General features: G+C 61.5%; 16 protein-coding genes and 2 tRNA genes. 11 read left to right on the top strand and 7 right to left on the bottom strand.

Translation table 11 applies throughout. From position 1 onward, the window contains the following. The first annotated feature begins 8 nt into the window (after positions 1 to 8). Complete coding sequence (locus ACVWZP_RS26590; protein ID WP_457370270.1) at positions 9 to 962, top strand: hypothetical protein; 954 nt, start codon at positions 9 to 11, stop codon at positions 960 to 962. A 68-nt stretch (positions 963 to 1,030) separates the two neighbouring features. Here ACVWZP_RS26590 and dinB read toward each other — a convergent pair whose 3' ends face one another. Next, a complete protein-coding gene (gene dinB / locus ACVWZP_RS26585) occupies positions 1,031 to 2,089 on the bottom strand; it encodes a DNA polymerase IV (protein WP_046382209.1) in 1,059 nt (352 codons plus the stop codon). A 281-nt stretch (positions 2,090 to 2,370) separates the two neighbouring features. Between dinB and ACVWZP_RS26580 the strand changes: the two genes are divergently transcribed. The 7 genes from ACVWZP_RS26580 to ACVWZP_RS26550 all read left to right on the top strand — a co-directional run bounded on the left by ACVWZP_RS26580 (position 2,371) and on the right by ACVWZP_RS26550 (position 12,100). Continuing rightward, positions 2,371 to 2,447 (top strand) — tRNA-Met (locus ACVWZP_RS26580). Positions 2,448 to 2,745: 298 nt separating this feature from the next. Further along, positions 2,746 to 3,789 carry an HlyD family secretion protein gene (locus ACVWZP_RS26575; protein ID WP_079444616.1) on the top strand — a complete coding sequence of 348 codons (1,044 nt, stop codon included), beginning with the start codon at positions 2,746 to 2,748 and terminating at the stop codon, positions 3,787 to 3,789. A 2-nt stretch (positions 3,790 to 3,791) separates the two neighbouring features. Further along, positions 3,792 to 6,533 carry a ribosome-associated ATPase/putative transporter RbbA gene (gene rbbA, locus ACVWZP_RS26570; RefSeq protein WP_457370269.1) on the top strand — a complete coding sequence of 914 codons (2,742 nt, stop codon included), beginning with the start codon at positions 3,792 to 3,794 and terminating at the stop codon, positions 6,531 to 6,533. A gap of 1 nt (position 6,534) precedes the next feature. Further along, complete coding sequence (locus ACVWZP_RS26565) at positions 6,535 to 7,659, top strand: ABC transporter permease (protein ID WP_046382207.1); 1,125 nt, start codon at positions 6,535 to 6,537, stop codon at positions 7,657 to 7,659. Between the two features lie 174 nt (positions 7,660 to 7,833). After that, a tRNA-Met gene (locus tag ACVWZP_RS26560) sits at positions 7,834 to 7,910 on the top strand. A gap of 267 nt (positions 7,911 to 8,177) precedes the next feature. After that, positions 8,178 to 10,820, top strand: a complete 2,643-nt coding sequence (gene mprF / locus ACVWZP_RS26555) for a bifunctional lysylphosphatidylglycerol flippase/synthetase MprF (protein ID WP_177032144.1) — start codon at positions 8,178 to 8,180, stop codon at positions 10,818 to 10,820. Then, positions 10,820 to 12,100, top strand: coding sequence for a virulence factor family protein (locus ACVWZP_RS26550; RefSeq protein WP_457370268.1), 1,281 nt, complete (start codon positions 10,820 to 10,822; stop codon positions 12,098 to 12,100). Before mprF ends, ACVWZP_RS26550 begins: the two co-directional genes overlap by 1 nt. A gap of 107 nt (positions 12,101 to 12,207) precedes the next feature. Here the strand turns inward: ACVWZP_RS26550 and recJ are convergent, their stop codons facing one another. After that, positions 12,208 to 13,917, bottom strand: a complete 1,710-nt coding sequence (gene recJ / locus ACVWZP_RS26545) for a single-stranded-DNA-specific exonuclease RecJ (protein WP_457370267.1) — start codon at positions 13,915 to 13,917, stop codon at positions 12,208 to 12,210. 57 nt (positions 13,918 to 13,974) lie between these two features. Then, positions 13,975 to 14,517 carry a YaeQ family protein gene (locus tag ACVWZP_RS26540; RefSeq protein WP_017846127.1) on the bottom strand — a complete coding sequence of 181 codons (543 nt, stop codon included), beginning with the start codon at positions 14,515 to 14,517 and terminating at the stop codon, positions 13,975 to 13,977. Between the two features lie 148 nt (positions 14,518 to 14,665). Here ACVWZP_RS26540 and ACVWZP_RS26535 point away from each other — a divergent pair, with 148 nt between their 5' ends. Further along, positions 14,666 to 15,865 (top strand): CaiB/BaiF CoA transferase family protein, encoded by a 1,200-nt coding sequence (locus ACVWZP_RS26535; RefSeq protein ID WP_046382203.1) that lies wholly within the window; start codon positions 14,666 to 14,668, stop codon positions 15,863 to 15,865. Between the two features lie 16 nt (positions 15,866 to 15,881). Further along, positions 15,882 to 16,751 (top strand): TIGR02285 family protein, encoded by an 870-nt coding sequence (locus ACVWZP_RS26530; protein WP_017846129.1) that lies wholly within the window; start codon positions 15,882 to 15,884, stop codon positions 16,749 to 16,751. Between the two features lie 170 nt (positions 16,752 to 16,921). Here the strand turns inward: ACVWZP_RS26530 and ACVWZP_RS26525 are convergent, their stop codons facing one another. Then, complete coding sequence (locus tag ACVWZP_RS26525) at positions 16,922 to 17,206, bottom strand: DUF3509 domain-containing protein (protein WP_017846130.1); 285 nt, start codon at positions 17,204 to 17,206, stop codon at positions 16,922 to 16,924. 313 nt (positions 17,207 to 17,519) lie between these two features. On the opposite strand from ACVWZP_RS26525, the gene ACVWZP_RS26520 reads away from it, so the two are divergent. Then, on the top strand, positions 17,520 to 17,741 hold the full coding sequence (locus ACVWZP_RS26520; protein ID WP_017846131.1) for a hypothetical protein: 222 nt from the start codon (positions 17,520 to 17,522) through the stop codon (positions 17,739 to 17,741). Between the two features lie 97 nt (positions 17,742 to 17,838). On the opposite strand, the gene thrC is transcribed toward ACVWZP_RS26520, so the two are convergent. The 3 genes from thrC to ACVWZP_RS26505 all read right to left on the bottom strand — a co-directional run bounded on the left by thrC (position 17,839) and on the right by ACVWZP_RS26505 (position 21,481). Continuing rightward, the gene (gene thrC, locus ACVWZP_RS26515) at positions 17,839 to 19,248 is read right to left on the bottom strand and encodes a threonine synthase (protein ID WP_046382201.1); all 1,410 of its coding nucleotides are present in this window, start codon (positions 19,246 to 19,248) and stop codon (positions 17,839 to 17,841) included. Positions 19,249 to 19,315: 67 nt separating this feature from the next. Next, complete coding sequence (locus ACVWZP_RS26510) at positions 19,316 to 20,620, bottom strand: homoserine dehydrogenase (protein WP_017846133.1); 1,305 nt, start codon at positions 20,618 to 20,620, stop codon at positions 19,316 to 19,318. 129 nt (positions 20,621 to 20,749) lie between these two features. Further along, a complete protein-coding gene (locus tag ACVWZP_RS26505; RefSeq protein WP_003175893.1) occupies positions 20,750 to 21,481 on the bottom strand; it encodes a thioredoxin fold domain-containing protein in 732 nt (243 codons plus the stop codon). Positions 21,482 to 21,583: the final 102 nt, after the last annotated feature.

Genomic DNA, 21,583 nt, shown 5'->3' with positions numbered 1-21,583 from the left:
GAGAAGTCATGTTCAAGCGAAACACCAGAGCCCTGGGGGGCGCCGCCTTGTGCGGCGCCCTGCTGGTCAGCGGCTGCGCCAACCAGATGTCGCAACGCAGTGAGCACGAGGAGCGGGTCGAGCGTAAGTTGCTCGACCACAGCCTGCAGATCGATGTAGGCGAACCCAAAGTGCTGGAGCTGCCGCAACGCCGGGTTCGCATTCACGAGCAGAAGACCTTCGAGGTCACCGAATTCGAAGTCACCCGTCGTTACGACCGCTACACCCCCTACCAACCCTGGCGCAAACTCTATGAGATGCCGCTGGGCGCGGTCGCTTTGGTGGCCGGCGCGGGCGCCAACGTGGCGAATATCTTCGCCCTCGGCAACCTGCCGACCAGCATGACCCACGATTGGCTGAGCTACGGCATCGACGGCATCAACCCGTTCATGAACGTGCAATCCCACGGGCGTGCGCAACAGAACCTGGCGGGTATCGATGAAGTCCAGCGCGACAAGCGCGTGGAGTATTCGAGCCTGCCCTGGAGCGAACGCCCGGTGCAGGTCACCGCCGGCAGGCAAGTGTATGAAATGACCACCGACCGCAACGGCGTACTGCGCCTGAACCTGTTGGACAGCCCGTTTGCCGAGCAGGATCTGAACCGCATCAGCACCTTGAAGATCAGCGTGGAAGAAGGCCAGGACGACGTACATTCGGACTCGACCCTGGCGGTGAGCCACACACTGCGCGGCAAGTTGCTCGAAGCCCACGGCCTGATCTACGACGACCTGGAAGACGACGAAGTCAGCCAGTGGGTCCACCGGGTCAAGCGCCTGTCGGAGCTGGGCCTGGAGGAAGAAGCCAGCGAACTGGAGCAGAGCCTGATCGAACTGACCCACAATGATCCGGAGTTGCAGCAGGAATTCCTGCAAGCGCTGACCAAGGACGCGGGGCGACTCGTCGCGGATCCTGGCGCACGCTGAGCCCTCAGGAGCACTAACGGACTAATGTGGGAGGGGGCTTGCCCCCTCCCACATTTGGTTTCCGGGTTCTACCAGGAGAGTTCGAGTTGTTCATTGCCACTGCTCAGGTCGAGCAACCGCACCCCAATCCCCAGCAACCGCACCGGCTTGCCACCGCGATTGAACGCCTGGGTCATCAGCTGTTGATAACTCTCCAGGTCCCGCCCTGCCCCCGCCTGCTCCAGGGTCGTCTGGGTAAAGTCATGAAACTTCACCTTCACGAACGGCTTCCCCGCGCGGTAACTGCTGTCGATGCGCGCGATGCGTCCAGCCAGGGTTTCCATCAGTTCAGGCAGTTTCGCCAGGCAACTTGAAAGATCTGGCAGGTCCACATCGTAGGTATTTTCCACACTGATCGATTGCCGACGACTGTCGTTCTGCACCTCGCGCTCATCTATCCCACGCGCCAGGCTCCACAGTCGCTCGCCAAAACTGCCGAATTCGCGCACCAGCGCCAGCTTGTTCCATTCGCGCAACTGCAGGCAGTCTTCAATCCCCAGGCGCGCCAGCTTGTCGGCGGTCACCTTGCCCACGCCATGCAGCTTTTTCACCGGCAATATCGACACAAAGTCTTCGACCTGGTCCGGGGTGATCACAAACAGGCCGTTGGGTTTCTTCCAATCACTGGCGATCTTGGCCAGAAACTTGTTGGGCGCCACACCGGCGGACACGGTGATATGCAACTGATTGGAGACCCGGCGGCGGATGTCCTGGGCAATACGCGTGGCGCTGCCGCCAAAATGCGGGCTGTCGGAGACATCCAGGTAAGCCTCATCCAGGGAAAGCGGCTCGATCAGGTCGGTATAGTCGCGAAAGATGCCGTGGATTTCCTTCGACGCTTCCTTATAGGCATCCATGCGCGGCTTGACGATGGTCAGGTCGGGGCAGAGCTTCAAGGCATGGCGTGATGACATCGCCGAACGCACCCCATAGGCCCGCGCTTCGTAGTTGCAGGTTGCTATCACCCCGCGCCGATCCGCCGAGCCGCCGACGGCCAGCGGTTTTTGCGCCAGGCTCGGGTCATCGCGCATCTCGATGGCGGCGTAGAAGCAATCACAGTCGACGTGGATGATTTTGCGCTGCGTCATATATAAGAAGGGGAGCAATCCAACGGATGGGCAGTATCGCACTCACCCCTGTATATAGCACCAGTAGTTTGAATCTTCCGCTTGAGCGGTAGGAAAATTCTCAGATGAATTTATTTTCTCAATCGAATTTAACCTGCCAATAGAGCTGAAACCCTCGGCCAGACTGGCCCCGAAGGCTCAACCTGGCTGTGATGGAGAGCTAACCGATTGAAGCACAAGCGCTTTTCTTCGATTCATAGGTTGACACCCCTGCGTTGCGCTGTAGAATGCCGACACACAGACGCGGGATGGAGCAGTCTGGTAGCTCGTCGGGCTCATAACCCGAAGGTCGTCGGTTCAAATCCGGCTCCCGCAACCAGTTTTAAGTACACGTCAAACACCGCCACGACCTCACCGTCGCGGCGGTGTTTTCGTTTGTGCTGATTTTAATGACTGAGACTGAGGGCGATGGTCGCGCCCGGTTTCGGCTCGATTGCTTGATAAAAATCAACGTTATGTACAGCCCTTGGTTGGTAACGTTTACCCGGATGGGCAAGCATCGGAATTCACCTGCCGCCACGGATGAAATAACGCGCCCGCGTTTGCGTCTCGCGGCCTGACAGGTGCTGGTGTACGCCTCAATCGATCTTCACGCCTCCCCACTCAAGGATCGGATCATGACGGCCATCCCGAGTAACGATGCAAAGTGGTCTTGGCGGCGTGTCACAAGGATTGTTCTGATCCTTGTCATCGTCTTGGCAGCCGGCGCCGGTGGCGCCTGGTACTGGTGGCAAAGCCAGCAAGGCAAGTTGCCCGAGGGCATTGTCTCCGGGAACGGCCGCATCGAATCCGACCAAATCGACATCGCCGCGAAGCTGGCCGGACGCGTGCGCGAGGTGCTGGCCCGGGAAGGCGACCTCGTCACCGAAGGCCAGGTGCTCGCCCGCCTCGATACCACGGAGTTGCAAGCGCAACGCGCCAAATATGCCGCCGACGTGGCTTCCGAGGAGGCCTCGATGCTCGAGGCAAAGGCGACTGTCGTGCAACGGCAGGCAGAACTGACCCTCAAGGAAGCAAAGCTGCGCCGCGCCCTCAAGCTGATCGTCACCGGGGCGATCAGTGAGGACAACCGCGATGAGGCGCAGGGCGAACGCGATTCTGCGCGCGCCGTTCTCGACGCCGCGCAGCGGACCGTGACCGCGCGCGAGCGTTCGGTGGTGGCCGCACAAGCCCTGGTTAATCAGACCGACGCCCAGATCGCCGACACCATTCTTGTGGCGCCCGTGCAAGGGCGTGTTCTGTATCGTCTCGTCAACCCCGGGGAAGTCGTTTCGGCGGGCGGAAAGGTGCTGACGATCATCGACCTGTCCGAAATCTACATGGAGATTTATCTCCCCTCCGAACAGGCCATGCGCGTAACGATCGGGTCGGCCGCACGAATTGTGTTCGACGGTGCCGACTTCGCCGTGCCGGCCAAAGTGAGTTTCGTGTCGCCGGACGCGCAGTTCACCCCCAAGCAGGTCGAGACGCGCAGCGAACGCGACAAGCTTATGTTCCGGGTCAAGCTGCGCATCCCGCCGAGCCTCATCGCGCGCCACCTCAACCAAGTGAAAACGGGCACCCGCGGCATCGGCTATGTGCGCCTCGATCCGAACCCGCCCAATTGGCCGGACACCCTGCAAAAGCGCATTCAGGCCGATCCTGTCGACGCTGAGGATTGATAATGGAGACTCGCGCAGCGCTGATTGCCGAGGTTTCCAACGCGAGCCATGTCTACGGCAAGGTTCTAGCGCTCGACAATGTCTCGCTCGCACTGCCGAGCGGCCAGATGACGGGCATCATCGGCCCTGACGCCGCCGGCAAGTCCACGCTGCTCGGCCTGATCGCCGGTGCGCGGAAGATGCAGACCGGATCGGTCGAGGTCCTCGGCGGCAGCATGAGCAATGCCCGGCACCGCCGCTCCGTCTGCACACGCATTGCCTATATGCCGCAAGGGCTCGGCAAAAACCTCTATCAGGAGATCAGCGTCCGCGAGAACCTGGCCTTCTTCGCCACCCTCTTCGGCCTGTCCGCATCGGAACGTGACGCACGCACCCGGCGCCTGGCGGCGGCGATTGGCTTACTCGCGTTTCTCGAGCGGCCGGCCGGAAAGCTGTCGGGCGGCATGAAGCAAAAGCTCGGCCTGTGCTGCGCGCTCATTCACGACCCCGACCTGCTCATTCTCGATGAGCCGACGACCGGCGTCGATCCGTTGTCGCGTCGACAGTTCTGGGACCTGATCAGCGAACTGCGGCGCGAGCGGCCGACGATGAGTGTCGTCATCTCCACCGCCTATATGGACGAGGCCGGCCAATGCGATTGGCTCATCGCAATGGATCACGCCCGCGTGCTTGCCTGCGGCACCGCGGATGAGCTGCGCGAGAAGACTGGCCAACAAGACATCGAAGCGGTGTTTGCCGCCCTGCAGCCGGGGCACAAATCGACGGCGCAGCGCTTCGTCATTCCGCCGCGCCAACCAGGCAGCGAGGCGCCGGTCATTGTCGCGAGGAATCTGACACGCCGTTTCGGCAGTTTCACCGCGGTCGATAACGTCAGCTTCGCCATCGAGCGCGGAGAAATCTTCGGCTTCCTCGGCTCGAACGGCAGCGGCAAGACCACCACCATGAAGATGCTGACCGGACTGCTGGCGCCGAGCGAGGGAGAGGCCGAGGTCTGCGGCAAACCTGTCGATGCCAACGACCTGTCGGTCCGCCAGCGCGTCGGCTTCATGTCGCAATCGTTCTCGCTCTATGGCGAACTCACCGTGCGGCAAAACCTGCGTCTTCATGCGCGCCTTTTTCATCTGGCCGCGGACCACGCTAACGCGCGTATCGCCCAGCTCATGGTCGATGTCGGCCTTGTCGACTATGCCGACACCGAAGCGAACTCGCTGCCGCTCGGCGTGCGACAGCGCCTTTCGCTGGCCGTGGGGATCGTTCACGACCCCGAGTTGCTGATCCTTGACGAGCCGACCTCGGGCGTCGATCCGCTGGCACGCGATGAATTCTGGCGTTTGCTCGGCGATCTCTCGCGAACCCGCAATGTCACGATCTTCGTCTCCACGCATTTCATGAGCGAAGCCATGCGCTGCGACCGCATCTCATTGATGCACGCAGGTCGCGTCCTCGTCTGCGACACACCGCAAAACGTCATTACCGCCAAGGGCAGCGCGAATCTCGAAGAGGCGTTCATCGCCTATATCGAGGATGCCGAGCCCGCCGCGCCCGCACCCTCTGTGGCGGATGCCGAGGCGCAGACCCAGCGCGATGCAGCGGCGTTGTCGCCCAGCCGCTCGACCTTCATGCCGCTGCGCCGCCTCCTGGCCTTTACCAAGTGCGAGACGTTGTCGCTTATGCGCGATCCGGTGCGGCTCGCCTTCGCCTTCCTCGGCTCCTTCATCATGCTGTTGATCTTCGGCTTCGGCGTCTCCAGCGATGTGACCAACCTCACCTATGCGGCGTTCGACCACGACGACACGCCGGAGAGCAGAGCCTATCTCGCCAACTACTCGAGCTCCCGATATTTCACCGAAAAGACGCCGATCCACAGCGTCGACGAAATGCAAAGGCGCCTGAAGTCGAACGACATCACGCTGGCCATCGAAATCCCACCTGGCTTCGGGCGCCTGGTAAAGCGCGACTCGGATTGGCAGGTATCGGCCTGGATCGACGGCGCCAACACCTCGCGCGCCGCCACCATCGAGGGTTACGTCGAGTCGGCGCACAACCTCTTCGCCGAAGAGAGAAAGCGCCAGTCCAGCGACGTAGCGAGCAAGAAACCGACGACCAGCATCGTGATCCGCAACCGTTACAACCCGACGGCCGAGAGCATTTATGCAATCGGCCCGGCCGTGCCGGCGATGCTGCTCATGATGTTTCTCGCCATTCTCACAGCCGTCAGCGTTGCCCGTGAAAAGGAGATCGGCACGATCACGAACTTCTACGCCACGCCCACGACGCGCCTGGAGTTCCTGATCGGCAAACAACTGCCCTATATTGGCGTCGGCATGATCAATTTCTTCATCACGACCGTGACCGTGCGGTTCCTCTTCGATGTTCCGCTCAAGGGCGACGGCCTCACGCTGACCCTGGGCGCGCTGTTCTATGTGGCGGCGGCCACCGGCTACGGGCTGTTCATCTCGACGTTCACCTCAAGCCAGGTCGCAGCGGTGTTCGCCGGAGCGGTGCTGTCGATGCTGCCGACCATGCAGTTCTCCGGCATGATGCAGCCCGTCTCGACGCTGGAGGGCGGCGCGCGCCTCATGGGGTACCTCTGGCCGACGAGCTATTACATGCACATGAGTGTCGGTGCGTTCACCAAGGGGCTTGGCTTCACCGACATGGTGACCGACCTGCTCGCGCTGAGCCTGTTTTGCCCGGCCTTCTTATTGCTGTCCGCGCTGCTCCTGCGCAAACAGGAGAAATAAGATGCAGAGTCTCTCCAACATTTTCTGGCTCGGCGTCAAAGATCTGCGCACCCTCTCGAAGGACCTGATGATGATCCTCTTCATCATCTATTCCTTCGGCCTCAGCATTTATATGCAGTCGACCGGAGCCGGCGAGACCGTCAACAATGCCTCCGTGGCGATCGTCGACGAGGACCACTCCAGCCTGTCGCGATCGATTGCCGGACTGTTCTATCCGCCGTACTTCCAGGCAGCCAAGATGATCAGCGCCGCCGACATCGATCGCGGCATGGACAACGGCCTTTACACCCTCGTCATCGTGATTCCTCCGCACTTTGAAGCGGATGTGCGAAAGGGCCGCGATATCGAAGTCCAGGTCAACGCAGACGCCACCGCAGTCCAGCAGGCGTCCCTGGGGTCGGGCTATATCCAGAACATGGTGACCGACGAAGTCACGCGCTACCGACAGGAGGCGCAGCAAACCACTGGGCTGCCTTCCGATCTCGTCGTGCGCCGCGCCTTCAATGCCAACGGCACACAATCCTGGTTCCGCGCGATCGTCGGCCTTGCCGATCAGTTGTCGATGCTGATCATTATCCTGACCGGCGCGGCGCTCTTGCGCGAGCGCGAGCACGGCACGATCGAGCACTTGTTGGTGATGCCGTTGACGGCCTTCGAGATAGCGCTCGCCAAAGTGTGGTCGAGCGGGCTGGTGATCTTCATCGGCTTCATCTGTTCCCTGTTGTTCGTGGTCGAGGGCCTTCTCGACGTTCCGATTGCCGGCTCGCGCGGTGTGCTGCTGCTCGGCACCCTCATCTATATCTTCGCAACAGCGGCGATCGGTATCTTCCTCGGCACCCTCGCCCGCACCATGGCGCAATTTGCCCTGCTGATGATGATGGCCGTCATGCCGATGATGATGCTGTCGGGCGGCATGTCGCCCATCGAGAGCCAGCCGCAATGGGTCCAGTACGTGACGTGGTTTTTCCCGTCGCGGCACTATGTGAGCTTCATGCAGGCGATCGTGTATCGAGGCGCGGGCCTCGATATCGTGTGGAAAGAGTTCGTGACGGTCCTGGTGATGGGCGTGACATTTATCGCGATGAGTTTGCTGCTGTTCCGTCAGTCTGTTGCGACCTTGCGCTAAGGCTTTTTTGCGCTTGCCCGCGTCAGGCGTGGACGATTGTCCGACAAAAAACCTTGCCCGAGCGCGCACTTAGCGCATTTCGTTGAGATTCAACGGCCAATTTGCACTTATTTGACCCAACGGACCATTAACGGTTGACACTCCGCCGCTGGGCTGTAGAATGCCGGCCACAGACGCGGGATGGAGCAGTCTGGTAGCTCGTCGGGCTCATAACCCGAAGGTCGTCGGTTCAAATCCGGCTCCCGCAACCAAACATCAAAAAAGGCTACTCGAAAGAGTGGCCTTTTTTGTATCTGGCAAAAAAGTTCTTCTGAAACAATGACATGGCATCTTTCATGAAACCCTAGACGTTTCGTGGAGTCCATTTCATCGCACGCTATGCTTGATCCTTCTACGACCAATGGCCGCAGTCGCCGCATCCGGTGATCCGCGTTAATATTTGTAATTATTTTGTCCATAGGGATTGGTAACTTGGCTGGATACCCCCATCCTGTCGCGCACAATCCACGAGGTGATTGATGCGCGCCAACTCGTCTGAACCACAAGACCCTGTCACAGCGACACAACCGATCACTCCCACCCGTTTGCGCTGGCTGGATCTGTTAAGCAAGTATCGGCAACCCATCGGGCTGGCCGTGACGCTGTTGCTGTTCGCAATCGCCCTGATCGCCTGCCGACACCTGCTGCTGGAACTGGATCTCTACGCCCTCCACGACTCGATCCTGGAAGTACCCAAACCGGCGTTGCTGGGCGCGTTCGCCGCCGCCATCGCCGGCTTCGTCATTCTATTGGGCTATGAGTTCTCCGGCGCACGTTATGCCGGGGTGAAACTGCCCCGCAAGACCCTCGCCCTCGGCGGCTTTACCGCCTTTGCCATCGGCAACGCCATTGGCCTGTCGATGCTCTCGGGCGGTTCGGTGCGTTACCGTTTATATGCGCGCCATGGCATCGGGGCTTCGGAAGTCGCCCGCATGACTGTGTTCGCCAGCCTCTCCCTGGGCTGCGCCCTGCCGCCGCTGGCGGCCTTGGCCACCTTGAGCAACTTGCCCGCCGCGTCCACTGCCCTGCATGTGTCGCAAGGCTTGCTGGGGGCGATTGCCGGCGTCGTGTTGCTGTTGTCGGCCGCGCTGTGCATCGGGATTTATCGCCGTCGCCTGCCGGAACAGCCCTACACGGACAACCTGCTGGTCAAGGTCGGCCGCCGCACCCTGCGCCTGCCCGGTCGACGCCTGACGTTCCTGCAACTGATCATCACCGCGCTGGACGTCGCCGCTGCCGCCACCGTCCTTTATATGCTGCTGCCGGAAGCGCCACCGTTCGGCCCGTTCCTGCTGGTGTACCTGCTGGCGCTGGCCGCTGGCGTACTCAGCCATGTGCCGGGTGGCGTCGGGGTGTTCGAGGCGATCCTGCTCGCGGCCTTTGCCGACAAGCTCGGTGCTGCGCCATTGGCCGCCGCCCTGCTGCTGTACCGCATGATCTATGTGGTGCTGCCGCTGCTGATCGCCTGTGTGTTCCTGCTGGTCAACGAGGCCCAGCGCCTGTTCCAGACCCAGCAGAGCCTGCGCGTGGCGTCGGGCTTCGCCGCGCCGGTGCTGGCCTTACTGGTTTTTTTGTCCGGCGTGGTCCTGCTGTTTTCCGGCGCCACGCCGGAGATCGACTCACGCCTGGAAAACATCGGCTTCCTGATTCCCCACCGCCTGATTGACGCCTCGCACTTTGGCGCGAGCCTGATCGGCGTGTTGTGTCTGTTGCTGGCCCAAGGCCTGCGTCGACGCTTGTCGGCGGCCTGGATGTTGACCATGGTGCTGCTGCTGACCGGCGCCCTGCTCTCGCTGCTCAAGGGCTTCGACTGGGAAGAAGCCAGCCTGATGACCATGACCGCCGTGCTGCTGGCGATCTTCCGCCGCTCCTTCTACCGCGCCAGCCGACTGACCGAATTGCCGTTCTCGCCGCTGTATCTGGTAGCCAGCGTGTGCGTGCTGGGGGCTTCGATCTGGCTGCTGCTGTTTGCCTATCAAGACGTCCCGTATAGCCACCAACTGTGGTGGCAGTTCACCCTCGACGCCAACGCCCCGCGCGGCCTGCGCTCGCTGTTGGGGGCCGCGGTGCTGCTGGTGATCGTGTCGCTGACCTGGCTGCTGCGTACCGCGCGCCCGGTGATCCACCTGCCGACAGCCGAAGAACTGGAACGCGCCACCAAGATCCTGATGGCCTCATCGCAACCCGACGGCGGCCTGGCGCTGACCGGCGACAAGGCGCTGCTGTTCCACCCCAACGACGAAGCCTTCCTGATGTATGCCCGTCGCGGGCGCAGCCTGGTAGCCCTGTACGACCCGATCGGCCCGACCCAACCCCGCGCCGAGATGATCTGGCAGTTCCGCGACCTGTGCGACATCCACCATGCGCGCCCGGTGTTCTACCAGGTACGCGCGGAAAACCTGCCGTACTACATGGACATCGGCCTGACCGCGATCAAGCTGGGCGAAGAAGCCCGCGTCGACCTGAAACGCTTTGACCTGGAAGCCAAGGGCAAAGAGATGAAGGATTTGCGCTACACCTGGAACCGTGGCACCCGGGATGGCTTGTCCCTGGAGATCCACGAACCGGGCACGGCGCCGATGGACGAACTCAAGGTTATTTCCGACGCCTGGCTGACCGGCAAGAACGTGCGGGAGAAGGGGTTTTCCCTGGGACGCTTCAGCGACGACTACCTCAAGCACTTTCGCATCGCGATCATTCGCTTCGAAGGGCACCCGGTGGCCTTCGCCAACCTGCTCGAGACCTACAGCCACGACCTGGCCAGCCTCGACCTGATGCGCGCCCACCCCGATGCGCCCAAGCTGACCATGGAATTCATGATGGTCGGCCTGATTCAACACTATAAGAGCCACGGTTATGCTCGCTTCAGCCTCGGCATGGTGCCATTGTCTGGCCTGCAACCGCGTCGTGGCGCGCCGCTGACCCAACGCCTGGGCTCGATGGTGTTCCGCCGTGGCGAGCAACTGTATAACTTCCAAGGTTTGCGCCGCTTCAAAGACAAGTTCCAGCCTGACTGGGAACCCCGTTACATGGCCGTGCCCGCAGGACTTGATCCGCTGGTGGCACTGGCCGATACCGCCGCCCTGATCGCAGGCGGCTTGACTGGATTGGTGAAACGCTGATGATTCGACGCTCCTGGCGGTATGTATTAGCCTTTGTGGTGCTGCTCGCCGTGGTCCTGGGTGGCGGCTATTGGTACTGGAACCGCCCTGCCCCACAGCCGACCCTGGAGCAACTGCCCCAGGCCGATGGCTCGGTGATGACCCGCGTCACCCCGGCCGGCCCCCCCAAAGCCCGCGTGGCCGTGGCGGTGATGGCTGACGAGACCCTGACCGACAGCCAACTGATTGCCCTCAGCCAGGGCGGCAAGGCGCAGATCGTGCAGGTGATCCTGCCCAAGGATGACTGCACACTGCAGCAACAGGCACTGCAAGGCGCCCTGAGCCAGCTCAAGGGCCCTGCGACGCTGGTCAGCGGCATCGGCCCTGGCGCCGCCCTCGCCTGGCGCTGGCTGGCCACACAGAACGACGACAAGGCCAATGCCATCTCCGTCGGCTTCGCCCTGGTGCAGGAGGGCTGCAAAGACCCGCTGCCGAAAACCGCCGCCCACGGCAACTGGCTGGTGGCGTGGAACGACAACCCTGACGATGAAAGCGCCAGTTTCGTGCGCGACACCCCCCGCGCCACCACCAGCATCAGCGACTACGACATTCACTACCCACAAGTGCTGAATAACGAACTGCGCAAGCAACTGGTCGGTTCGGACAACGGCGGCCTGGCGATTCCAGTCGTGGAAGTCCCGGCTGGCCAGGCCAAGGACACCGTGACCCTGTTCCTCTCCGGTGACGGCGGCTGGCGTGACCTCGACCGCGACGTGGCCGGTGAAATGGCCAAGATCGGCTACCCGGTCGTGGGCATCGACACCCTGCGCTACTACTGGCAGCACAAGACTCCGGAACAAAGCGCCAAGGACCTCAGCGAGCTGATGCAGCACTATCGGCAGAAATGGGGCACCAAGCGCTTCGTACTGACCGGCTATTCGTTCGGCGCCGACGTGTTGCCGGCCATCTACAACCGCATGCCGGAAAGCGAGCAGCAGCGCGTCGACGCAATCATCCTGCTGGCGTTCGCACGCACCGGCAGCTTTGAAATCGAAGTGGAAGGTTGGCTGGGCAACGCCGGCAAAGAAGCCGCGACCGGCCCGGAAATGGCCAAGCTGCCAGCGGCCAAGGTGGTGTGCATCTACGGTGCCGAAGAGGTCGACGAAAGCGGCTGCACCGACAAGACCGCCGTCGGCGAAGCGATCAAGCTGCCGGGCGGGCACCACTTCGATGAGAACTACCCGGCGCTGGCCAAGCGTTTGGTGGATATCATCGTCAAGCACCAGGCCAAGGCCGAGTAATTCCGCGCTGTACGCAAAACCTAATGTGGGAGGGGGCTTGCCCCCGATAGCGATAGGTCAGTCATACCGCTATCGGGGGCAAGCCCCCTCCCACATTGGGGTTGGAACTAGCGCGGCTCGATATGCGCAATCATCAACTGCACGGTTTCCTGCCCACGGAACTCGTTCACATCCAGCTTGTAGGCCAACTCCACCCAACGCACGGTCGGGTTCGGCCAGACTTCACGGTCAACCCCAAACGCAATGCCATCGAGCTTCACGGAGCCGCATTCGCTCTTGAGCACCACTTTCAGGTGCCGCTCCCCCACCACACGCTGCTCGACCAACTGAAACACCCCGTGAAACAACGGCTCGGGGAAGTGCTGCCCCCAGGGGCCGGCATGCCGCAGCGCACGCGCCAGCTCCAGGTGAAACTCTTCCACCGCCAGGGTGCCGTCGGACAACAGCCGGCCGGTCAAGTCTTCTTCGCGCAGTTGCCGACGCACTTCGGCATCGAAGGCCTGGGCAAACAACGGGAAATTCGCCTCGGGCAATGTCAGGCCGGCCGCCATGGCGTGACCGCCGTATTTGCTGATCAGGTTGGGATGCTGGCTCGCCACCACCGCCAGCGCATCGCGGATGTGAAAGCCCTGCACCGAGCGGCCTGAGCCCTTGAGCAGGCCATCACCGGCGTCGGCAAAGGCGATGGTCGGACGGAAATAGCGCTCTTTCATGCGCGACGCCAGGATCCCGATCACACCTTGGTGCCACTCCGGGTCGAACAGGCACAAGCCATACGGCATCGACTCCAGCGGCAAGTCCTTGAGCTGGGCCAGGGCCTCGCGCTGCATGCCTTGTTCGATGGATTTGCGGTCCTGGTTCATGCCGTCCAGTTGCGCGGCCATTTCCCGTGCAGCGGCGAAATCCGTGGTGAGCAGGCATTCGATGCCCAGGCTCATATCGTCCAGGCGCCCGGCGGCATTGAGCCGAGGCCCGAGGATAAACCCGAGGTCGGTGGACGTGAGGCGAGCGTGGTCACGCTTGGCCACTTCGAGGATCGCCTTGATCCCCGGCCGCGCGCGACCAGCACGGATACGCTCCAAGCCCTGGTGGACCAGGATGCGGTTATTGGCGTCCAGCGGCACCACGTCGGCAACGCTGCCCAGGGCGACCAGGTCAAGCAACTCGCCAATGTTCGGCTGCTGCGTGTTCTCGTACCAGCCCAGGCTGCGCAAACGGGCACGCAGGGCCATCAAGACATAAAAAATCACCCCGACCCCGGCCAACGCCTTGCTGGGAAACTCACAGCCGGGCTGGTTCGGGTTGACGATGGCATCCGCCGCCGGCAACTCATCCCCCGGCAAGTGGTGGTCGGTGACCAGCACCTTGAGCCCCGCCGCCTTCGCTGCCGCCACGCCTTCGACGCTGGAGATGCCGTTATCCACGGTGATCAGCAAGTGCGGCTCGCGCTGCAGCGCTACGGCGACGATTTCTGGCGTCAGGCCGTAGCCGTATTCGAAACGGTTGGGCACCAGGTAATCGACATGGGCCGCACCGAGCAAGCGCAGGCCCAGGGTGCCCACCGTACTGGCAGTGGCGCCATCGGCGTCGAAGTCGCCGACGATCAGGATGCGCTGTCGTTGCTCCAAGGCCGTCACCAGCAGGTCTACCGCGGCGTCGATGCCCTTGAGCTGCTGATAAGGGATCAACCGCGCCAGGCTCTTGTCCAGCTCAGCCTCCGAGCGCACCCCGCGCGCAGCGTAGAGGCGGGTCAACAGCGGTGGCAATTCACCGAGAAACGGCAGGACAGCAGGCAACGGGCGGGGATCGATACGCATGGGACGCTGGGAAATTCTCTGTAGGGGAAATATTAGCGGCAAGCTACAAGCGCTAGCTCAACCGCGCTCGCCGATCAGCCATTGCAGTTGCACTTCATGCTGGCCACGATCATCGGTGACGAAGATCGTGCCTTCACTGATCATCACGTCCCACTTGATCACGCGGGGCATGTCCTTGGCCAGGGTCTCGAGGACTTCCTGCGGCACGGCGGCGATGTGGACGTTCTTCAGGGTTTTCGCCACCGGAATCACCTTGCCTTCCCACACGCGCAGGCTGCCGTAAGCCAGCAGACTGGTACGCTCGGCACGACGCGAGCACCAGGTCAGGCGGTCGGCATCGGGCTGGCCGACTTCGATCCAGTGCAAAACCCGATCATCCAGACTTTTTTCCCACAGGGCTGGCTCGTCTACATCTGACAGACCACGGCCAAACGACAGCTGCTCGCTGTACCAAAGGGCGTAGGCCAGCAGACGCACGGTCATGCGCTCTTCGGTTTCCGAAGGGTGGCGGGCAATGGTCTGTTTGACGCTCTCGTACACCGAGCGGTCGAGGTCGGTGAGGTTGAGTTCGAACTTGTAGGTCGTGGACGGCTGGGCCATGAACGGGCTTCTAGAGACAGGGAAAGGCGGGCAGTCTAACCGATGGTAGGGCTATTCAACGAATCCTGCGCTGCATCATCCTTATCCCTGCGCGACTCGCCTATGTTAAAAGGCATTACACCACTGTGCTGCGTATGAAAGGTTCCTCATGTCGTTTAACGCCAAACCGCTTGCCGGCCTGAAAGTCATCGAACTCGGCACCCTGATCGCCGGCCCGTTCGCTTCACGCATCTGCGCCGAATTCGGCGCCGAAGTGATCAAGGTCGAATCCCCGGACGGCGGCGACCCGCTGCGCAAATGGCGCAAGCTGTACGAAGGCACCTCGCTGTGGTGGTTCGTGCAGGCGCGCAACAAAAAATCACTGACGCTGAACCTCAAGCACCCCGACGGCCTGGCCATCCTCAAGCAGTTGCTGGCGGACGCCGACATCCTGATCGAGAACTTCCGCCCCGGCGTCCTGGAAAAGCTCGGCCTGAGCTGGGACACCCTGCACGCGCTGAACCCCAAGTTGGTGATGGTGCGCCTCTCGGGCTTTGGCCAGACCGGCCCGATGAAAGACCAGCCGGGGTTTGGCGCGGTCGGCGAATCGATGGGCGGGCTGCGTTACATCACCGGCTTTGAAGACCGCCCGCCGGTACGCACCGGGATTTCCATCGGCGACTCCATTGCCGCCCTGTGGGCGGTGATCGGCGCGCTGATGGCGTTGCGTCACCGCGAGGTCAACGGCGGGCTGGGCCAGGTGGTGGATGTGGCACTGTATGAGGCCATCTTCGCCATGATGGAAAGCATGATCCCGGAGTTCGATGTGTTCGGGTTCATCCGCGAACGCACCGGCAACATCATGCCCGGCATCACACCGTCCTCGATCCACACCAGCGCGGACGGCAAGCATGTGCAGATCGGCGCCAACGGCGATGCGATCTTCAAGCGCTTCATGTCCGCCATCGGCCGTGAGGATCTGGCCAACGACCCGCAATTGGCCAGTAATGACGGGCGTGACGAGCGTCGCGACGAGCTGTATGGCGTGATTGATCGCTGGGTCAATTCGCTGCCGCTGGAACAGGTGGTCGAGCAGCTCAACAAGGCCGAGGTGCCGGCCAGCCGCATCTATAGCGCCGAAGACATGCTCGGGGACCCGCAATTCCTGGCGCGGGAAATGTTCCTCAAGGCGCAACTGCCCGACGGCAAGGACTTCAAGATGCCAGGCATCGTGCCCAAGCTCTCCGACACCCCTGGCAGTTGCGAGTGGGTGGGGCCGCAACTGGGCGAACACAACAGCGTGGTACTCGGTGAGCTGGGCTATGACGCGGCGGCCATCATCCGCTTGCGTGAACAAGGGGCGATCTGATGGCGCGCTCAAGATAATGACTCGCCGCTGGCTATTGCACCTGTGCGCGCCCTTGCTGGGGCTATTGCCGCTACCGACCCAGGCGGCGCAGACCTTGATCTGGCTGGTTCGCGACCTGCCGCCGCTGACGATCTTCGAAGGCCCGCAAAAAGGCCAGGGCGCCATCGACGAATTGTTGCCGATGCTGATGGAGCACCTGCCGGAGTATCAGCACCAGATCCAGCACGTCAACCGTGCGCGGGGCATGCAGATGCTCCAGGCGCCCTCCCTCACCTGCGACCCTACCCTGCTGTGGACGCCGGAGCGGACCCAATGGATTGTGTATTCCGGCCAGGCGTTTCCCGTGGTGAGCAATGGCGTGGTCGTCCGCCAGCAAAACCGTGAAGTCCTGGCGCCCTTTATCGTGCAAGGCAAGGTCGACCTGGACGCGATGCTACGGGACAAGAGCACACGCCTGGGCATCATCGCCGAGCGCAGCTACGGGCCATTCATTGACGGCATGTTGCAGCAAGGCGACACGCACAATCGAGTGATGCACTACGGCACCGACGCCTTGGGCAGCCTGCTGCAAATGCAGCGCCTGGGACGCCTGGAAGGCGTACTGGGTTACTGGACCGAAATTCGCTATCACGCATTGCGGCAAGGCATCGACCCCGAAGGGCTGGCGTTCTATCCGATTGCCGGCACCGCGCCCTATCAGCACATCCATATCGGTTGTTCGGATACGCCCGAGGGGCGCGAGGTCATGGCGCGTATCAACCAGTTGCTGGGCGACCTGCCGCAGGCGCAGTTGCTGCGTTCCTACGCGTCATGGCTCGACCCGGCCCTGCGCGAGCAATACCTGCTGGACCATTCGCGATTCTATGAAGAAGTGCCCACCCCGTGATAAATCGCGGGCAAAAAGAAACCCCGAAGAGTGGGGAGACACTTCGGGGTTAAACGTGGCCTACAAAGACCAGTACAGCAAGTCACAAACACCGGAGCACAATGTCTGCTCTTGCTGTTACTAAATCTGACCGGCCACGCCGTAGGAAGTTTCCGCGGATAAACAATTCTTCATGCGAGGGCGCTGCTGCGGGTCTGGGCCGCATTGCGCAAGGCAGCGATGACCGAGGGCTCCAGGCGCCCTTCGGCGATTTTCAGATCGCGCAGCAAGCAATCCACGACATCCACCAGGACGCGCTTGTCGGTCAGTTGCGCCCGGTCGACTTCACGCTCGACCACGATGGCACCAGCAGGGTTCTTTACGGTTACCAGGCACTCGCCCTGCACACCAGCGGTGGTCAGCGTAACCTGATAAGGGCTCAGCGCTTCTTCGAGCAATAGGCTGATACTTTCCATTTCGATCACCACTCAATAGTTCGGGAACAATCGTTTCAATGGGGGTTGCCTCTCTCCTAAGTGACTGTTTGTAACGTAGGAAAGTTCGCTTTTTCGTGTTTATGGAGCCGTCAGGGAGTGACTTGATCCAGCATGCGCTTGCAACATGACAACGAAAAAACGGCCGCACATAACTGCTTACGCAATGGGCGGCCGTTTCGGGGTTCGCCCTGCAGCGCGGCGGAGGGTGAACCCTATATTCGGTAAGCGCTGATCACGCTGTCACGCAGCTAGAAGTGCATGTCAAAGGCCCTTATTGCTAAGGATGAACATGATGGTGGAACACAACGAACAACAAGCGTCGATGGAGAAGATGCATGCTGACGTATCTCGCATCTATGCCGAGATTTCACGCATGCATGCCGAGCGAGGCAAGCTCAACGCAGAGTCCTTGAAGATAACCTGTGAGACTTTCTGGTACCCCGTGGGTATCGCCACGGGTTTCTACGCCGCTGTCGGCACCGTGATTGTCGTGGCGCAGAAACTACTCTCATAACGCTCAGCAACCCGGGCCTGCCTGAAACGAAAAACGCCGCTGACCCACGGAAGGGAAAGCGGCGTTTTTGTCTGCGCCAGGGCGCCGGCAGTTTGCCTTACAGCGGCTTACCGCGATTGCCATGCTGGCTGACAAACGCCTGCATCGCCTTCAGGTCATTCGGCAGCACGGTGCAACGCTCTTCACGCTCGAACAGGTCGGACAGATGCTCCGGCAACTCCAGCGCCTTGCCAACGCCGGCCTTCTCCACCGCTTCCGGGAATTTGACCGGGTGCGCGGTGCCGAGGATCACCATCGGGATATCCAGGCTGCGACGGCATTCGCGTGCAGCCCTCACACCGATCGCGGTGTGCGGGTCGAGCAGTTCGCCGGTCTGGGCATAGACTTCTGCGATGGTTTCGCAGGTCTGTGCATCGTCCACGGCCAGGGAGTCGAACAGCTTGCGGGTTTCGGTCCAGCGCTCTTCATCGACACTGAAACCGCCACCGCTTTTGAAGGTGTCCATCAAGCCGGCAATCGCCGCGCCGTTGCGGCCGTGCATGTCGAACAGCAGGCGTTCGAAGTTCGACGACACCATGATGTCCATCGACGGCGACAAGGTGGCGTGCAGGGTTTCCTTGACGTACTGGTTGCCGCTCATGAAGCGGTGCAGGATGTCGTTGCGGTTGGTGGCGACGATCAACTGATTGATCGGCAGGCCCATGTTGCGCGCCAGGTAGCCGGCGAAGATGTCGCCGAAGTTGCCGGTCGGCACCGAGAACGACACCGAACGCGCCGGCCCGCCCAGCTGCAGCGCAGCGTGGAAGTAGTAGACGATCTGGGCCATGATCCGCGCCCAGTTGATCGAGTTCACCGCAACCAGGCGCGTGCCCTTGAGGAAGCTCTGGTCAGCGAAGCTGTTCTTGACCATTTCCTGGCAGTCGTCGAAGTTGCCTTCGATGGCGATGTTGTGGATGTTTTCACCGAAGATGGTGGTCATCTGCCGACGCTGTACTTCCGACACGCGCTTGTGCGGGTGCAGGATGAAGATGTCGACGTTTTCGCAGTGCTTGCAGCCTTCGATGGCCGCCGAGCCGGTATCACCGGAAGTGGCGCCGATGATCACCACGCGCTCGCCGCGCTTCTCCAGCACGTAATCGAGCAGGCGCCCCAGCAGTTGCAGAGCGAAGTCCTTGAACGCCAGGGTCGGGCCATGGAACAGCTCCAAAACCCACTCATTGCCATTCAGTTGGCGCAGAGGCGCGATGGCGTTGTGGGAAAACACGCCGTAGGTCTCTTCCAGGATCTTTTTGAAATCCGCATCCGGAATGCTGCCGGTGACGAACGGGCGCATCACCCGGAACGCCAGTTCGTGATACGGCAGGCCGGCCCAGGAAGCGATTTCTTCCTGGGTGAAGCGTGGCAGGTTTTCCGGCACGTACAGGCCGCCGTCGGTGGCAAGGCCTGCCAACAGGACGTCTTCGAAATTCAGGGCCGGTGCCTGGCCGCGGGTGCTGATGTAACGCATGACTGGCTCCTCTAAAACATTCTCGAACAGGGGCCGCCGATCACACGGGGCCCCTGGAACAAATCGGTTAGTTCAGGTGTTCGACGCGAATCCGTACCACCGGGCCCACTACGCCTTGCAAGGCTTCCAGGGCTTTGATGGCATCGTTGATGTGCTGCTCGAGCACGCGGTGAGTCAGCAGGATCATCGGCACCTGGCCGTTCTGCTCCTCGACTTCCTTCTGCATGATCGACTCGATGTTGATGCCACGTTCCGACAGGATGCTGGCAACCTGGGCCAATACGCCCGGATGATCCTTGGCCTGGATGCGCAGGTAGTAGGCGCTTTCGCACGCCTCGATCGGCAGGATCGGGTGGGCCGACAGCGAATCCGGCTGGAAGGCCAGGTGCGGCACGCGGTTTTCCGGGTCGCTGGTCATGGCGCGAACCACGTCCACCAGGTCGGCGATCACCGACGAAGCGGTCGGCTCCATACCGGCGCCGGCACCGTAGAACAGGGTCGAACCGGCGGCGTCACCGTTGACCATCACGGCGTTCATCACGCCATTGACGTTGGCGATCAGGCGGTCGGCCGGGATCAGCGTTGGGTGTACGCGCAACTCGATACCGGCCGCGGTGCAGCGCGCCACGCCCAGGTGCTTGATGCGATAGCCCAGGGCTTCGGCGTAATTCACGTCGGCAGTGGTCAGCTGGGTGATGCCTTCGGTGTAGGCCTTGTCGAACTGCAGCGGGATGCCAAAGGCAATGGACGCAAGGATGGTCAGTTTGTGCGCCGCGTCGATGCCTTCAACGTCGAAGGTCGGGTCGGCTTCGGCGTAACCCAGGGCCTGGGCTTCGGCCAGCACGTCTTCGAAGGTGCGGCCCTTCTCGCGCATTTCGGTGAGGATGAAGTTACCGGTGCCATTGATGATGCCGGCCACCCAGTTGATGCGGTTGGCGGACAGGCCTTCACGGATCGCCTTGATCACCGGGATACCACCGGCCACCGCGGCTTCGAACGCGACGATCACGCCCTTCTCACGCGCCTTGGCGAAGATCTCGTTGCCGTGGACGGCGATCAGCGCCTTGTTGGCGGTGACCACGTGCTTGCCGTTTTCGATCGCCTTGAGCACCAGCTCGCGGGCAATGGTATAGCCGCCCACCAGCTCGATGACGATATCGATTTCTGGGTTGGTCGCCACGGCGAAGACATCGTTGGTAATCGCAATACCGGTCGTTTCGAACTGAGGCTTTGGCGAACGCGTGGCAATTTGCGCCACTTCAATCCCGCGCCCTGCACGGCGGGAAATTTCTTCAGCATTACGCTGAAGTACGTTGAAGGTGCCGCCACCGACGGTCCCTAACCCACAGATGCCTACTTTGACCGGTTTCACTGAAGAACTCCCCATGAAACGGCCGACGCGAGGTCGGCCGTGGAAAACAGCCGCACAACCGCGGCTTTCAATTAATGGCCCATCGACTTATCGAAGGGCCATGATCGTCAAAGGTTCGACGATGCTGGTTTATTTGGCACTCAGCGCCAGTTTGGCAACTTGCGGTGCCGGCTGATAGCCCGGAATCACCTGGCCGTCAGCCAAAACGATGGCCGGTGTACCGTTCACACCAATGGACTGGCCCAGGGCGAACTGCTTGGAAACCGGATTGGCGCACTTGGCCGCTTTGATTTCCTTGCCGTCGACCATCTTGTCCATCGCCGCTTTCTTGTCGGCCGAGCACCAGACCGCCTGCAACTGCTCGTCGCCCGGCGAACCGAGGCCCTGACGCGGGAACGCGACATAGCGCACTTCCACACCGAGCTTGTTCAGCGCCGGCACTTCGGCGTGCAGCTTGTGGCAGTACGGGCAGGTGGTGTCGGTGAACACGGTGATGTGCGTCTTGGTCTCGCCGATGGCCGGGTAGACCACGGTTTCTGCAACCGGAATGCCGTTGATCAGCTTGGACACGCCCAGGCGCTCGGCTTTCTCGGTCAGGTTGACCGGCTTACCGTCCTTCAACTGGAACAGGTAGCCCTGGACAATGTACTGGCCGTCGGCACTGGCATACAACACGCGGCTGCCCTTGAGCTTGACTTCGTACAGACCGGCCATCGGGCTGGCACTGATGCTTTCGATCGGTGTGTCGAGTTGCAGGTTGGCCAGGCTCTTGCGAATAGTCTGCTCGGCAGCGTCATCGGCGACGGCAAAGGTGGAAACCAACGCAATGGCTGCGGCGGCAATAATCTGGGTCAAGCGCATGGGAACTCCTGAAGGCAGATGCAGGGACGGGTGTGTCGAACACCGATCTGGAAACACGGCACTGTAATCACAAGTCACGCCGTCCCCTTTGCTAACCGGCAA

The organism is Pseudomonas sp. TE36184, assembly GCF_054060055.1.
Note: the sequence above shows the minus strand (reverse complement) of the source record. Positions and strands in the feature narration are given on the sequence as shown.

What these genes read in the sequence shown, in the direction of transcription:
- ACVWZP_RS26590 (WP_457370270.1), top strand. Translation starts at nt 9, where the DNA reads ATGTTCAAGCGAAACACCAGAGCCCTGGGGGGCGCCGCCTTGTGCGGC.
- dinB (WP_046382209.1), bottom strand. Translation starts at nt 2,089, where the DNA reads ATGACGCAGCGCAAAATCATCCACGTCGACTGTGATTGCTTCTACGCC.
- ACVWZP_RS26575 (WP_079444616.1), top strand. Translation starts at nt 2,746, where the DNA reads ATGACGGCCATCCCGAGTAACGATGCAAAGTGGTCTTGGCGGCGTGTC.
- rbbA (WP_457370269.1), top strand. Translation starts at nt 3,792, where the DNA reads ATGGAGACTCGCGCAGCGCTGATTGCCGAGGTTTCCAACGCGAGCCAT.
- ACVWZP_RS26565 (WP_046382207.1), top strand. Translation starts at nt 6,535, where the DNA reads ATGCAGAGTCTCTCCAACATTTTCTGGCTCGGCGTCAAAGATCTGCGC.
- mprF (WP_177032144.1), top strand. Translation starts at nt 8,178, where the DNA reads ATGCGCGCCAACTCGTCTGAACCACAAGACCCTGTCACAGCGACACAA.
- ACVWZP_RS26550 (WP_457370268.1), top strand. Translation starts at nt 10,820, where the DNA reads ATGATTCGACGCTCCTGGCGGTATGTATTAGCCTTTGTGGTGCTGCTC.
- recJ (WP_457370267.1), bottom strand. Translation starts at nt 13,917, where the DNA reads ATGCGTATCGATCCCCGCCCGTTGCCTGCTGTCCTGCCGTTTCTCGGT.
- ACVWZP_RS26540 (WP_017846127.1), bottom strand. Translation starts at nt 14,517, where the DNA reads ATGGCCCAGCCGTCCACGACCTACAAGTTCGAACTCAACCTCACCGAC.
- ACVWZP_RS26535 (WP_046382203.1), top strand. Translation starts at nt 14,666, where the DNA reads ATGTCGTTTAACGCCAAACCGCTTGCCGGCCTGAAAGTCATCGAACTC.
- ACVWZP_RS26530 (WP_017846129.1), top strand. Translation starts at nt 15,882, where the DNA reads ATGACTCGCCGCTGGCTATTGCACCTGTGCGCGCCCTTGCTGGGGCTA.
- ACVWZP_RS26525 (WP_017846130.1), bottom strand. Translation starts at nt 17,206, where the DNA reads ATGGAAAGTATCAGCCTATTGCTCGAAGAAGCGCTGAGCCCTTATCAG.
- ACVWZP_RS26520 (WP_017846131.1), top strand. Translation starts at nt 17,520, where the DNA reads ATGGTGGAACACAACGAACAACAAGCGTCGATGGAGAAGATGCATGCT.
- thrC (WP_046382201.1), bottom strand. Translation starts at nt 19,248, where the DNA reads ATGCGTTACATCAGCACCCGCGGCCAGGCACCGGCCCTGAATTTCGAA.
- ACVWZP_RS26505 (WP_003175893.1), bottom strand. Translation starts at nt 21,481, where the DNA reads ATGCGCTTGACCCAGATTATTGCCGCCGCAGCCATTGCGTTGGTTTCC.